The sequence below is a fragment of the Desulfocurvus sp. DL1XJH-121 genome (assembly GCF_054819825.1).
In genome coordinates, this window is sequence record NZ_JBTVWW010000021.1 from 32,873 (window position 1) to 45,970 (window position 13,098).

Annotated in this window: 15 protein-coding genes and 1 tRNA gene; 5 read left to right on the top strand and 11 right to left on the bottom strand. The window is 66.4% G+C overall.

The window, feature by feature from the left end:
• Positions 1 to 48: 48 nt before the first annotated feature.
• The 7 genes from dnaK to rfbB all read right to left on the bottom strand — a co-directional run bounded on the left by dnaK (position 49) and on the right by rfbB (position 7,740).
• Positions 49 to 1,950, bottom strand: coding sequence for a molecular chaperone DnaK (gene dnaK / locus ACYYG1_RS13730; protein ID WP_461210895.1), 1,902 nt, complete (start codon positions 1,948 to 1,950; stop codon positions 49 to 51).
• A gap of 270 nt (positions 1,951 to 2,220) precedes the next feature.
• Positions 2,221 to 3,396, bottom strand: coding sequence for an MBL fold metallo-hydrolase (locus ACYYG1_RS13735; protein WP_461210896.1), 1,176 nt, complete (start codon positions 3,394 to 3,396; stop codon positions 2,221 to 2,223).
• A 6-nt stretch (positions 3,397 to 3,402) separates the two neighbouring features.
• Positions 3,403 to 3,978, bottom strand: a complete 576-nt coding sequence (locus ACYYG1_RS13740; protein ID WP_461210897.1) for a TetR/AcrR family transcriptional regulator — start codon at positions 3,976 to 3,978, stop codon at positions 3,403 to 3,405.
• A 181-nt stretch (positions 3,979 to 4,159) separates the two neighbouring features.
• Positions 4,160 to 4,720 (bottom strand): nucleotide exchange factor GrpE, encoded by a 561-nt coding sequence (locus tag ACYYG1_RS13745; RefSeq protein ID WP_461210898.1) that lies wholly within the window; start codon positions 4,718 to 4,720, stop codon positions 4,160 to 4,162.
• Positions 4,721 to 4,737: 17 nt separating this feature from the next.
• Positions 4,738 to 5,778, bottom strand: coding sequence for a heat-inducible transcriptional repressor HrcA (gene hrcA / locus ACYYG1_RS13750; protein ID WP_461210899.1), 1,041 nt, complete (start codon positions 5,776 to 5,778; stop codon positions 4,738 to 4,740).
• 70 nt (positions 5,779 to 5,848) lie between these two features.
• Positions 5,849 to 6,721, bottom strand: a complete 873-nt coding sequence (rfbD, locus tag ACYYG1_RS13755; protein WP_461210900.1) for a dTDP-4-dehydrorhamnose reductase — start codon at positions 6,719 to 6,721, stop codon at positions 5,849 to 5,851.
• Positions 6,718 to 7,740 (bottom strand): dTDP-glucose 4,6-dehydratase, encoded by a 1,023-nt coding sequence (rfbB, locus tag ACYYG1_RS13760; RefSeq protein ID WP_461210901.1) that lies wholly within the window; start codon positions 7,738 to 7,740, stop codon positions 6,718 to 6,720. Before rfbB ends, rfbD begins: the two co-directional genes overlap by 4 nt.
• Positions 7,741 to 8,034: 294 nt before the next feature.
• Between rfbB and ACYYG1_RS13765 the strand changes: the two genes are divergently transcribed.
• Positions 8,035 to 8,111, top strand: a tRNA-Val gene (locus ACYYG1_RS13765).
• 64 nt (positions 8,112 to 8,175) lie between these two features.
• Here ACYYG1_RS13765 and ACYYG1_RS13770 read toward each other — a convergent pair.
• From ACYYG1_RS13770 to ACYYG1_RS13780, 3 genes are all read right to left on the bottom strand, one after another.
• Complete coding sequence (locus ACYYG1_RS13770; protein ID WP_461210902.1) at positions 8,176 to 8,379, bottom strand: hypothetical protein; 204 nt, start codon at positions 8,377 to 8,379, stop codon at positions 8,176 to 8,178.
• A gap of 112 nt (positions 8,380 to 8,491) precedes the next feature.
• The gene (locus ACYYG1_RS13775; RefSeq protein ID WP_461210903.1) at positions 8,492 to 8,863 is read right to left on the bottom strand and encodes a GrlR family regulatory protein; all 372 of its coding nucleotides are present in this window, start codon (positions 8,861 to 8,863) and stop codon (positions 8,492 to 8,494) included.
• 109 nt (positions 8,864 to 8,972) lie between these two features.
• The gene (locus ACYYG1_RS13780; protein WP_461210904.1) at positions 8,973 to 9,203 is read right to left on the bottom strand and encodes a hypothetical protein; all 231 of its coding nucleotides are present in this window, start codon (positions 9,201 to 9,203) and stop codon (positions 8,973 to 8,975) included.
• 362 nt (positions 9,204 to 9,565) lie between these two features.
• Between ACYYG1_RS13780 and ACYYG1_RS13785 the strand changes: the two genes are divergently transcribed.
• On the top strand, positions 9,566 to 10,138 hold the full coding sequence (locus ACYYG1_RS13785) for a hypothetical protein (RefSeq protein WP_461210905.1): 573 nt from the start codon (positions 9,566 to 9,568) through the stop codon (positions 10,136 to 10,138).
• Complete coding sequence (locus ACYYG1_RS13790) at positions 10,129 to 10,581, top strand: tRNA (cytidine(34)-2'-O)-methyltransferase (RefSeq protein ID WP_461210906.1); 453 nt, start codon at positions 10,129 to 10,131, stop codon at positions 10,579 to 10,581. The genes ACYYG1_RS13785 and ACYYG1_RS13790 overlap by 10 nt, the downstream gene beginning before the upstream one ends.
• 157 nt (positions 10,582 to 10,738) lie before the next feature.
• Here the strand turns inward: ACYYG1_RS13790 and ACYYG1_RS13795 are convergent, their stop codons facing one another.
• Complete coding sequence (locus tag ACYYG1_RS13795) at positions 10,739 to 11,305, bottom strand: helix-turn-helix domain-containing protein (RefSeq protein ID WP_461210907.1); 567 nt, start codon at positions 11,303 to 11,305, stop codon at positions 10,739 to 10,741.
• A 314-nt stretch (positions 11,306 to 11,619) separates the two neighbouring features.
• Here ACYYG1_RS13795 and ACYYG1_RS13800 point away from each other — a divergent pair, with 314 nt between their 5' ends.
• On the top strand, positions 11,620 to 12,360 hold the full coding sequence (locus ACYYG1_RS13800) for an ABC transporter ATP-binding protein (RefSeq protein WP_461210908.1): 741 nt from the start codon (positions 11,620 to 11,622) through the stop codon (positions 12,358 to 12,360).
• The gene (locus tag ACYYG1_RS13805; protein WP_461210909.1) at positions 12,354 to 13,064 is read left to right on the top strand and encodes an ABC transporter ATP-binding protein; all 711 of its coding nucleotides are present in this window, start codon (positions 12,354 to 12,356) and stop codon (positions 13,062 to 13,064) included. Before ACYYG1_RS13800 ends, ACYYG1_RS13805 begins: the two co-directional genes overlap by 7 nt.
• Positions 13,065 to 13,098: the final 34 nt, after the last annotated feature.

Sequence of the window (13,098 nt, forward strand, 5' to 3'; positions counted from 1 at the left end):
CTATCCATGTTCGGGAGGGAAGGCAAGCCCGCTCTCCCCGGGCACGGGTTAGACTTCCTTGTAGTCCGCGTCCACCACGTCCTCGTCGTTGCCACCCGCGGGACCGGCCGCGCCGGAGGCTCCGGCGTCCGGGCCGCCATGGGCCTCGCTTTGCTGCTGGTAGAGCTGCTCGGCGAGCTTGTGGGAGGCCTGGGCCAGTTCCTGGGTGGCGGTCTCGATGGCCTGGGCGTCGTCGCCCTCCATGGCCTTCTTCAGGGCCTCGACCTTGGATTCGATGTCCGCCTTCACGGCGGCGTCCACCTTGTCGCCCAGGTCGCGCAGGGATTTCTCCGAGGTGTAGATCAGGGTGTCGGCCTGGTTGCGCACCTCGATGAGCTTCTGCTTGGCCTTGTCCTCCTCGGCGTGGGACTCGGCTTCCTTGACCAGGCGCTCGATCTCCTCCTCGGCCAGGCCGGAGGAGGCGGTGATGCGGATGGACTGCTCCTTGCCGGTGCCCATGTCCTTGGCGGACACGTTGACGATGCCGTTGGCGTCGATGTCGAAGGCCACCTCCACCTGGGGCACGCCGCGCGGCGCCGGGGGCAGGCCCGTGAGCTCGAAGCGGCCGAGCGTCATGTTGTCCGAGGACATGGGGCGCTCGCCCTGGAGCACGTGGATGGACACGCTGGGCTGGTTGTCCGCCGCCGTGGTGAAGACCTGGCTCTTCTTGGTGGGGATGGTCGTGTTGCGGTCGATGAGCTTGGTGAACACGCCGCCCAGGGTCTCGATGCCCAGGGACAGAGGGGTCACGTCCAGAAGCAGCACGTCCTTCACGTCGCCGGCCAGGATGCCGCCCTGGATGGCGGCGCCCATGGCCACCACCTCGTCGGGGTTCACGCTGCGGTTGGGCTCCTTGCCGAAGATGGCGGCCACCTTCTGCTGCACCAGGGGCATGCGGGTCATGCCGCCCACGAGGACCACCTCGTCGATGTCCGAGGCGGACAGCCCGGCGTCGGCCAGGGCCTTCCGGCAGGGGCCTTCGGTGCGGGCCACGAGGTCCTCCACCAGCTTCTCCAGCTTGCCGCGGGAGATCTTGATGAGCATGTGCTTGGGTCCGGACTGGTCCGCGGTGATGAAGGGCAGGTTGACCTCGGTCTCCTGGGCCGTGGACAGCTCCTTCTTGGCCTTCTCGGCGGCTTCCTTGAGGCGCTGCAGGGCCATGCGGTCCGCGGCCAGGTCGATGCCGTTCTCGCGCTTGAACTCGTCCACCAGGTAGTCGATGACGCGGTGGTCGAAGTCCTCGCCGCCCAGGAAGGTGTCGCCGTTGGTGGCGCGCACTTCCACTACGTTGTCTCCCACCTCGAGGATGGAGATGTCGAAGGTGCCGCCGCCCAGGTCGAACACGGCGATCTTCTCGTTGGCCTTCTTGTCGAAGCCGTAGGCCAGGGAGGCGGCCGTGGGCTCGTTGATGATGCGCTTGACGTCCAGGCCCGCGATGCGGCCGGCGTCCTTGGTGGCCTGGCGCTGGGAGTCGTTGAAGTACGCGGGCACGGTGATGACGGCCTCGCTGACCTTCTCGCCCAGGTAGGCCTCGGCGTCGCTCTTCAGCTTGGCCAGGATCATGGCCGAGACTTCGGCCGGGCTGTACTTCTTGCCGTCAATCTCCACGCAGGCGTCGGCGTTGGTGTTGGCCGCGATGGTGTAGGGGCAGGAGTCGGTCCACTTCTTGATCTCCGGGTCCGCGTGCTGGCGGCCCATGAGACGCTTGATGGCGAAGACGGTCTTCTCGGGGTTGGTCACGGCCTGGCGCTTGGCCATTTCGCCCACCAGGCGTTCCTTGTCCGTGAAGGCCACGATGGACGGTGTGGTGCGCCCGCCCTCGGGGTTGGTGATGCACTTCGGGTCCTTGCCCTCCATGACGTAGACACAGGAGTTGGTGGTCCCGAGGTCGATTCCGATGATTTTACCCATTGTTCTCCTCCGTATGGAACAAATGCATGATGCGATCAGAGTTTGTTGTAATCCGCGCCGTTGCGGTCCAGCCCGGCGCAGGATGGGGAAAATTTAAGTCCGTTGGCGCGGGTGTAAAGGGGGAGTGTGAAAAAAACTTCACCTCGGCCCCCGGCCCCGGGCGGCTTCCAGGGGGGGGGGAGGAGGATGTCGGAAAAGGAACGCGCCCCTTGCGGGGCGCGTTTGTCGCGGGCCAAGGGGGGGGCTCGGCCCGCCGGGGGGGAGGAGGAATCAGTTGCGGGCCGGGGCCTCCGGGCCGAGGGGACCGGGGGGGGCGGGGCCGTCCGCCAAGGACGCGCCGGTTTCCCACCAGCGGGTCGTGCGCAGGTCGTCGTCCAGGGTGATCAGTTCGCCCAGCCTGGGCGTCACGAGGTCGATGCCCCGCTGGTCGGCCAGGGCGGCGATGGACTCGGCCGGGGCGCGCCAGGTGTGGCGCGAGAGAATGAACATGCCCCAGTGCACGGGCATCAGCCGCCGGGCGCGTACGTCGGCAAAGGCTCGGATGGTCTGCTCGGGCAGCATGTGCACCTCTTCCCAGAGTTCGTCGTACTGCCCGTTTTCCATGAAGGCGATGTCAAAGGGCCCCAGGCGTTCGCCGATTTCCTTGAAATGCGTGTCATAGCCCGAATCGCCGCTGTAGAAGACGCTTTTGCCGCCGCCCCGGATGGCCCACGAGGCCCACAGGGTCCGGTTGCCCTGGAACAGGCCCCGGCCCGAGAAGTGCTGCGCGGGCGCGGCCGTGAATTCCAGGCCGCGCACCCGGGCCGACTGCCACCAGTCCAGTTCGGTGACGCGTTGGGGGGCGATGCCCCAGCCCGCGAGGTGCGAGCCCACGCCCAGCGGCGTCACGAACAGCGTATCGGTGTCACGGAAGTGGCGCACGGTCTGCATGTCCAAGTGGTCGTAGTGGTCGTGGGAGATGCAGATCACGTCGATGCGCGGCAACTCGTCCAGGCCGGCCGGGGGAGCCTGGAAGCGGGGCGCCAGGAATTCCAGGGGCGAGGCCGCGGCCGAGAACACCGGGTCCACGAGGACGTTGATCCCGGCCACCTGCACCAGGAACGAGGAGTGCCCGAACCAGACGAGGCGGATATCCTCCGAGGGCCTGTCGAGCGCGGAAAGGTCCGCGCCCGCCTCGGGCAGCGGGCCCTCGGGCCTCAGGGTCCCGCGCCGGAAGATGATTTCGGGCAGCGCCTTCCAGGGGCTGCGCTTGCGCATCGTTGCCAGGAGGCCCGGGCGGCGGTTCTCGAATCCGTTTTCCGTGTCGTAGTGCGGGGATCGGCGCATGCGGGCCAGGTCCTCGCCCTGGGGGCTGGTGCCCATGATGGCGCAACCGGTCATGAGGATCGCTCCGATGGGTATGCAGACCGCCGTTGCGGCCAGGATCAGCTTGGCGCGGCGCGACATGGCGGCCTATGGCGCCGTGCCGGGGCAGATGATGGCGATGGCCAGGCGCAGGTCTTCGAGATACCCGGCGTGGCCGTCGCACAGGAAGAAGATGCCCTTGTGGGCGTGGTACAGGGTGCGGGCCACGTCCATGGGCGCGTGCCCGCCCGCGCGCACGGCCGGGCATCCGGCCACGGCGTTGGCCAGCATTTGCATGAATCGCAAGTGGCTGGCCGCGCAGAGGTCGCCCACCAGGGTGTGCGTGGCGTCGAGGATTTCCACGAAGTGCGGCGAGGCCTTCATCGTGTCGATGAACTGGCCGGCCGAGGCGTCGAAGGCCGCCAGCAGGCGTTCGGCCAGAGGCGCGGACGCGTCGTCCAGGGCCAGACGCGCGGCGCGGGCCGTGGCCTCGAAATGGTCCGCCATGGCCTCGCGGAAAAGGTTTTCCTTGGACCCGTAGCGCTTGTACAGGGTCTGGCGCGAGACCCCGGCCGCTTCGGCCACGGCGTCCAGGGAGGTCTTGCGGTACCCGTACAGGGCGAACTGGTCCAGGGCCTTTTCCAGCAGCGGGTCGCGCTGGGCGGTGTCGGCATGGGGCGGCATCGGCGTGCTCCGGCGGAGTCATTGTTTACGTTGTTTACGACATAAACCTAGATTGTAAACTTTGTCAATAGGCCTCGCGACGCTGCGCCCGGGCCCGCCTCGGGGGGGGGCGGAACGGTCGGGCAAGACAAAGGGCGCGCCCGCATGGCGGACGCGCCCTGAAGTTCGGCCGGGAAGGAGGCTATTCCGGCTTCTTGGAGACCATGACCTTGGCCGGCCGCAGCAGACGGCCGTTCAGGAGGTAGCCGCGTTGCATGACCTGGGTCACGGTCCCCTCGTCCAGGTCCTCGCGCTCGTCCTGGCCCACGGCCTCGTGGCGCTCGGGGGTGAAGGCCTCGTTGGCCTCGCCCACGGGCACCATGCCGTTGGCCGAGAGCACGTCCAGGAACGCCTTGCGCGTCATGTCCACGCCGAGCACGAAATTCTTGCAGCCGTCTTCCTGGGGGGAGTGCTTGAGGGCCAGGTCCAGGTTGTCCAGCACCGGGAGCAGCTGTCCCAGGACGTTCTCGCAGGCGAACTTGCGGAACTCCTGCTTTTCCTTTTCCAGGCGTTTTCTGGTGTTGTCCAGCTCGGCCAGGGCGCGCAGGCGCACGTCCTCGGCCTCCGCCCCGATGTCGCAGCCCGGGCAGATGCGTTGGCGGCACAGGGTCTTCAGTTCCCCGTCGCTGGGCTCGTAGGGAGCTTCGACCTTGGCGGGCGCGGCTGTTTCCTGGGCCTCGGTGGGCTTGTTCTCTTCGCTCATTATGTTCTCCTGGCGGATCAGTGTCGATTGCGGATCAAATCGGTAAGCACCCTGGCGGTGAAGTCAACCGCCGGGACGATGCGGGCGTAGTCCATGCGCAGGGGGCCGATGACGCCCACCACCCCGCGCGGGCCGCCCTGGCCGCCGTAGGGCGAGGAGATCAGGCTGTATTCGCGGCGGGCGTCCTCCCCGGAGGCCTCGGCCTCGGTGGAGAAGGTGATGCGCATCTCCCCGGCCTCGATGGTGCGGTCCAACAGCTCCAGGAGCCGGGAGCGCTCGTCGAACAGGTCCAGGAGCTCGCGCACGGTTTCGGCGTCGGTGAACTCGGGCTGGTCCAGGAGGCGCGAGGCCCCGCCCACGAACAGGTCGCGGCCGTCCTCGGCGTCGAAGGTGGCGTTGGCCAGGGTCAGGGCCCGGTGATAGAGGCGGTCCATGCGCCTGCCCGCGCCGTCCAGCTCGCGCAGGATGCGCGTGCGCGCCTCGGACAGGGTCATGCCCGCGAAATGGTGGTTCAGGTAGTTGCCGAAGCGCACCAGCTCGTCCCTGGAAAGCTCCTCCTGCACGGGCAGCATGCGGTTCTGCACCACGCCGCCGTCCAGCACCAGCACGGCCATGACCAGGTCCGAGCGCACGGACACGAAGTCGATGCTCCGCCAGCGCACGTCGAAGCCGCCCGGGGCCAGGGCCATGCCCACCTGGCGCACGCAGGAGGACAGGGCGTGGGAGGCCCGGCGCAGCATTTCGGGCATGTCCAGCCCGGCCAGGTCCAGGGAGTCCTGGATGGTGCGCCTCGCCTCGCCGTCCAGGTCCTGGGGCGCGAGCACGGCGGAAAGATACCAGCGGAAGGCCCGGGGGGTGGGCGCGCGGCCGGCCGAGGTGTGGGGCTGCTCCAGGAAGCCCTTGTCCGTGAGGTCGGCCATGACCGTGCGCATGCTAGCCGGGGACAGGGACAGGCCGCTGTCGCGGGCCACGGTGCGAGAGCCCACGGGCTTCGCGTCGCGGATGAAGTGCTCGACGATGGTCGCCAGCACGGCGTGTTCCCTGTTGGTCAACTGCATGCGGACCCGTCCTGTTCTGCCTTACGCTGCTGACTAATCACGGCTCGGGGGGGTGTCAACGCCCGGGCGCTCAGCCATCGCCCAGCGAGGTCTCTCGGTACACGTAGTCGCGCACGGCCTGGACCCAGGGCCGGGGGGTGATGCCCGTGGCTCTGGTGAATTTGGCCGTGTCCAGCACGGAGTAGGCCGGGCGCTTGGCCTTCTGGGGATATTCGGCCGAGGTGATGGCGTGCACCGCGCAGGTGGTGTCCATGCAGCGCAGGGCCTCGCTGGCCAGCTCGCACCAGGAGGCGCTGCCCGCGTTGGCCACGTGGTAGAGGCCCGTGGCCTCGGCGTTGACCAGGGCCAGGGTGTACTCGGCCAGGTCCGGCGTGTAGGTGGGCGAGCCCACCTGGTCGTGGACCACGTTGATGCTCTCGCGCTCGGCCGCGAGGTTGAGCATGGTGCGCACGAAGTTGCCCTTGCCCGGCCCGAAGAGCCAGGCCGTGCGCAGCACCAGGAGCGAGGGCATGCCCAGGGACAGCAGGGCCATCTCGCCCTCCAGCTTGGTTCGGCCGTACACGCTTTCGGGGCAGGGGTCGTCCTCTTCGGTGCGCGGCGTCTCCGACGGGCCGCCGAACACGAAATCCGTGGAAAAATGCACCAGGGTGATGTCGCGGCCGAGAGCCGCGCGGCCCAGGGCCTCGGGCAGGGCGGCGTTGACGCGCCGGGCCTCGGCGGGCTCGTCCTCGGCCTTGTCCACCTGGGTGTAGGCCCAGGTGTTGAAGATCACGTCGGGCTGGTAGTGGTCCAGGAACGCGCCCAGGGCCTCGTAGTCCCAGGCCTTGGGGCCGGGGCGGGGCGTGGCCGAGGCCTCCCAGCCCTGCTTCTCCAAAAGGGCCGTCAGGGAGCGGCCCAAGAGCCCCGTCTCCCCGCCGAGCACCAGGGCGCGGTGCGGGGTCACTGGCGCTCCCCGTACCAGGCGTCCATGAAGGAGCGGTACTCGCCGCTCTGGATGGACGCGGTCCAGGCGCTGTTGGCCTCGTACCAGGCCAGGGTCTCGGCCAGCCCGGCCTCGAATTCGTAGGCCGGGGCGAAGCCCAGCTCGCGGGCGGCCAGGGAATAGTCCATGGCGTAGCGCCGGTCGTGGCCCGGGCGGTCCTTGACGAAGCTGATGAGCCCCTCGTCGGCTCCGGCCACGGCCAGGATGGCGCGCACCACCTCCAGGTTGCTCCGCTCCGCGTTGCCCCCGAGGTTGTACACCGCCCCGGGGCGGCCCTTGGCCAGGGCCAGCTCCACGCCGCGGCAATGGTCCGTGACGTGGATCCAGTCGCGCACGTTCTCGCCGTCGCCGTACACGGGCAGGGGCTTGCCCGCGCGGGCCAGGCCGAACATCAGGGGGATGAGCTTCTCCGGGAACTGCCAGGGGCCGTAGTTGTTGGAGCAGCGGGTGACCACGGCGGGGTAGCCGTAGGTCTTGCAATAGGAGCGCACCAAGAGGTCCGCCGAGGCCTTGGACGCCGAATAGGGGCTGTTGGGGGCCAGGGGCGTGGCTTCCGTGAAGGCCGGGTCCCCGGGGCCGAGGGAACCGTAGACCTCGTCCGTGGAGACGTGCACGTAGCGCTCGATGCCGGCCTCCATGGCCGCGTGGATCATGTTCTGCGCGCCCAGCACGTTGGTGGTCACGAAGGGCGAGGGGTCCGAGATGGAGCGGTCCACGTGGGACTCGGCCGCGAAGTTGACCACCGCGGTGACGGCGTATTCCTTGAGGATGCGGGGCACGGCCTCGGGGTCCGCGATGTCCGCGCGCACGAACGCGTAGCGCCCGTCCCCGCTTTCTTCGAGGGGGGCGAGGTTGGCCCGGTTGCCCGCGTAGGTCAGCTTGTCCAGGTTGACCACGCGCAGGTCCGGGCGCGCGCCGAGCATATGATAGATGAAATTGGTGCCGATGAATCCGCACCCGCCGGTGACGAGCAGTGTCATATATGTTGTCCTGGCAGTGTTTGGGCGATGTTGCCGGGCCGCCGGGAGCGGCGCTGGAGGCACGTTATCCCAAAACGGTCGCGCAGCAAAGCCCGGCCCCGGGGCCCGGAAAACGCCCCCCGAACCGCGTCGGGCGGGAAATATGCGGCAGGATGAAAAAAATGCTTGATAGCGGCGGGGAAGGTTGGTAGCTATCTCCTCCCGCGCCAAGGAAAACGCGGCGGCGACCCCGGCCCCGATGGGCCAGCGCCGTTGCCATCCCGGGCGGTGATGTGCTAGCACATCCTTGAAAGTGGGCGATTAACTCAGCTGGTCAGAGTGCCATCTTCACACGGTGGAAGTCACTGGTTCAAATCCAGTATCGCCCACCACCGAAATCACGGAACCCCAGGTAATTAGCCTGGGGTTCTTTTTTTGCGGCCCGCGTCCGGCCCTCTAGTCCCGGGGGCCGAAGGTCTCGGGCTTGGCGTCGGCCAGGTTCAGGATCTTGAGGGTGTCCTGGAAAATGAAGGCCGGGGTCGGCTTTTCCGTGCTGTTCTTGGCGAATTCCAGGGCCATGATGTACGCCAGCTGGTAATTTTGGGGCTTCTCGTCAAGGCCCGCCCGGTCCAGCAAATCCTCTCTGGTCCGTCCCGACATGGTTGTTTCTCCTGTCTGCTGCAGTGAAGGGATTGCCTCCAGTATGGCACAGCCGGGAGAACGGGTAAACCGGGAGCGAAGAAACAGGGGGCGGCCCTGCGCCGGGAAGGGGTTACGCGTCGGCCAGCAGGACGCCTTTGAGGGACATCTTCTGCGCCGGTTCGTGGGGCGGGTGGGCGTACCCCGCGAAGGCCCGCCCCTGGCCCTGGATTTCAAGGGCCAGGATCAGACGGATCTGGCGGAACTGGCCGAACACGAGATCCATGGGGCCGATCCAGTGGGTAACCAGGACCTCGCCGCGAATGAATCCGCTTTCCTCCGCATAGGTGCCCACGTAGAAATAGGTGGAATCCCCTCCGCGAATCCGGCCGTCCCTGAGCACGGCCGTGGAGGAATTGCCCTTGTTGCCTAGATGGTAGGTGAGTCCGAACAGGCCTGAGATCATGGTCTTCTCGGGGGTCGATGTCCTGGGGTTCGTTCCCATGGCACATCCGTCCCCCGGGGGCAAGCCCCGCGGTCCCCTCTGGCGGTGTCGCGTCTGCGGGACGGCGCCCACATGGCGGCCGCCGTCCCCGGGGTGTCCGGCCAGCGCCCTACTCGGTGCGGTTGATGTGGCCGAAAAAGACCATGCCGTCGGTGAGCCCGCCGGACATCATGGCCGGACGCGCCCCTTCACCGCCGCCGCCGGCTTCCTTGATGGCCTGGGCCAGGGCCCGGTTCGAGGCCGCCGCCTTTTCGTTGGAAGCCACGATGCGCTCGGTGGCCTGCCGCAGCTCCTGCCTGAATTCCTCGATCATCGTCTGCAAAACAGTCGCCTCGGACATCTCGTCCCCTCCTTGCTTGAAAGTGCGACGTACTGCCTTGTAGCATGATATCTTGATGTTGGTAAACAGGATGGGAGAAAAACCGGGCATGTTTGTCCGTCGCATTTGGCTTTTGCATTCGTATATCAACGCTGATCGCTGTTTTTCGCGCGGTGATCCGCGAAGTATTGTTTTGAATGCGTCTATAATCATGAGACTATCGCTATGCTGGTGGACGACGCTTTTCTGTATCATCGCATTGCCGTGTCAGGGGCGGCCGCGCTTCCGGCCGAGGGCCCGTCCCCGGTTCCGGGCGCTGGCCTTTTTCCCGCCCCGGGGTGTAGGCTGGGGCAGGCGCCGCGTCGGGCGGCGGGGGAGGGCGCATGCACCGGATGGGCGTGGTGGCCGTGGGGAGCGGGGAGTTGCTGGTGCTCCTGGAGCATCGCCTGGAGCTTGCCGGTGGGCTGCTGGCCCAGCGCATCACGCCCCTGGCCGTGAGCGCGCCGGGCGGTCCGGGCTGGAGCGGCCCGGCCTGGGAAAGGCTGCGGGCCAAGGCCCTGGCCCTGGACGCGGACCCGCGCCGGGCGCGATTCAGCCGCGAACTCCTGCTGCCCGAGGCGCTGCGCGGCCTGGGGCTCGGAACCTACATCCTCTGCGCCCTGGTGCGCCGCGCCGTGGGCCGGGGCTGCGGCGGGGCGCGGGTGCGCGCCCTGCATCTCCTCGCTCGCCAGCACAGCCCCCTGCGCAGCGCCTTCTACCTGGGCATGGGCTTCGAGCTGACCCTGTACGCCGACGGCTCGGGCTGGGCCCGGGCCCCGCGCCTGGACGGCCTGCGCGCGGCCCACGACCCGGCCAAGGTGCGCGAGGCCTGGCCCGTTGACCTTGCCCCTGGCCGGGAGGCGTTGTACATCCCCTTGCCGCACCCGGCGCGCAAGGGAGGCAAACCGTGGAAGTAGTGCTTTTCGAACCCGAGATCCCGCCCAACACGGGCAACGTGGCCCGCTTGTGCGCGGCCATGGGGGTTCGCCTGAACCTGGTGGAGCCCCTGGGCTTCAGCCTGGAGGACAAGTACCTGCGCCGCGCGGGCCTGGACTACTGGCGGCATCTGGATGTGCTGGTGCACGCGGACTGGGATGCGCTGCTGGCCCATGCCGGGGGGCGCAGGCTGGTCCTGGCCGGGGCGCGGCGCGAAACCGCCTGCCAGGACTTTCCCTTCCTGCCCGACGACCTCCTAGTGCTCGGCCCTGAAACGCGCGGCCTGCCCCAGGACCTGTTCGACGCCCATCCCCACCACGTGCGCATCCCCATGCGCGACGGCATCCGCAGCCTGAACATGTCCACCAGCGCGGGCATCCTGCTCTTCGAGGCCCTGCGCATCTCCGGCTCCCTGCCGGAATAGTTCCCCCCGAATTTCAGTTTGGGCCCCAAAAAAGGGCCGCCATCGTTGGCGGCCCCTTTTGGCGTCCGGGCGGTGGATTCCGCCTCATGATCTAAAAAATGCTAAATTAACAATTCGGGAAAATATCAGCTGTGTATTTTTATACGAAAACGAAAAACTAGAAACTAGGTGGCGTGTTGACCCACAGGACCTTGGCTACCGTGGTCCCGGGATTGCGGTAGCCGTGCTTCTTATCCGACTGGAAATAAAAGGAATCTCCCTCATTTAAAATATGGACCTTGTCGTCCAGGTGCAGCTCCAGCTGGCCTTCCAGGATGTAGCCCAGGTCCTCGCCCTCGTGGGTGTATTCGCCGTCGGTGTGCCCGCCGGGCTGGACGATGTGGATGTTGGAGGCCAGGAGCCGGCCCGCCGCGTGGGGAATGAGGGCCTCCAGCACGATGTCCGTGCCCGAGCGCAGGGTGGAGATGCTCAACAGCGGCCGCGTGCCCTTGCGTGCCAGGCAGTCCTCCTCGTCGCTCTGGTAGAACAGGGCCCCCGCCGCGATGTCCAGGGCCTTGGCGATGCGGTGCAGCATCTTCAAGGAAGGGTTGGCTTTTCCGTGTTCTATCTTGGAGAGCATGCTCTCTGAGCAGCCCACCTCCGCGGCCAGATCCGCCAGCCGCATGTTCATCAGGGTCCTTCGGTGCCGGATGCGCACCCCCAGATTGCTTTCCAATTCGCTCACAGTCGTGTCCTCCATGTGTGGTCTGAAGCCTGTACCGGGTGCTTGAGAAAAATTCAAGTTGCTTTCCTGTAGTGGGGCCGCCACATCCCGCATTTTCCTTCACCCAGTGAAATCTCGGCATCGGTTTGGAAACGAAAAGGTCAAAATTTCTATTTTTGTTAAAAATTGGGTGCGAAATTAGGCCCTGAAAGACGTCTTCGCTTGAATTGAATTTGTAACTAATCGAAATTTAATGTGGTATTTTAGTTGGCATGATCTAGGCATCTAATGGGATTCAAGTAACTTGAACAAAAGTCCAGAAACTGGAGCCCGCTGTGCTGCAAACCCAACTGCTCTGTAAATCCTTCGGCGCCCTTGTGGCCACCCACGAGGTGAACCTGGAGGTGCGCCAGGGGACCATTCATTCCATCATCGGCCCCAACGGGGCGGGCAAGACCACGCTCTTCAACCTTCTGGCGGGCATCTTTCCGCCCACCTCGGGTTCGGTCCTCTTCAAGGGCCAGGACATTTCCAAGCTCACGGTGCACGAGCGCTGCGCCCGGGGCATCGGACGTTCCTTCCAGGTCACCAGCATCTTCCCCGAGCTCACCGTGGCCGAGAACGTGCGCCTGGCCGTGCAGGCCAAGTGCGGCCTGGGCAAGTGCCTGTTCCGCCCCGCGGCCGGGAACGCCGAGGTCAACGACCGGGCCGACGCCATCCTCGAATTCATGGGCATCATCAGGCTGCGCGACGAGCTGGCCGGGACCATTCCCTACGGCAGCCAGCGTTCCCTGGACGTGGCCATCGCCATCGGCACGGACCCGGACCTGCTGCTGTTGGACGAGCCCACCAGCGGCATGAGCCCCGACGACACCCTGCGCATGGTGGACCTCATCGCCAAGCTCTCGGAAAAGTACACCATCGTGCTCATCGAGCATCACATGAACGTGGTCATGTCCATTTCCGACACCATCAGCGTGCTGCAGATGGGCAAGATCATCGCCAAGGGCACGCCCGATGAAATCCAAAACAACGACGTCGTGAAAAAGGCGTATCTCGGAGAGACCTCATGGTAGCGTCCAGCCAACCCCTCTTGCGCGCCGAGGACATCCATTCCTTCTACGGCAAGAGCCACATCATCCAGGGCCTGTCCTTCGCCGTGGACAAGGGCGAGTGCTTCACCTTCCTGGGCCGCAACGGAGCGGGCAAGACCACGACCCTGCGCAGCATCATGGGCCTGGTGCCCCCGTCCCGGGGACGCATCACCTTCATGGACCAGGAAACCACGGCCATGAAGCCCTTTCAGATCGCCCGCCTGGGCCTGGGCTACGTGCCCGAAGAACGCCAGATCTTTTCGGCCCTGTCCGTGGAGGAGAACCTGCTCATCGCCGAGCGCAAGGGCTCCGAGTGGACGCTCATGCGCATCTACGAACTGTTCCCCCGCTTGGCCGAACGCCGCAGGAACATGGGCAACATGCTCTCCGGCGGCGAGCAGCAGATGCTGGCCATCGCCCGCGCGCTGATGACCGGCCCGGCGCTTCTGCTCCTGGACGAGCCCACCGAGGGCCTCGCCCCGCTCATCGTCGAAACCCTGCTCAAGACCATCCAGCACATCAAGAAGGAAGGCGTGACCATCATCCTGGTGGAACAGAACGTCAACGCCACCCTGGTGGTCACGGACCACTACTGCATCCTGCAGCAGGGGCTGGCGGTGTTCAAGGGCACCTGTGAGGAGTTCACGGCTCGTCCCGAGCTGAAGGAACGATATCTTGGCGTGTGACCGCCCGCGCATTCAGGCCGGAACCTGGACCGGG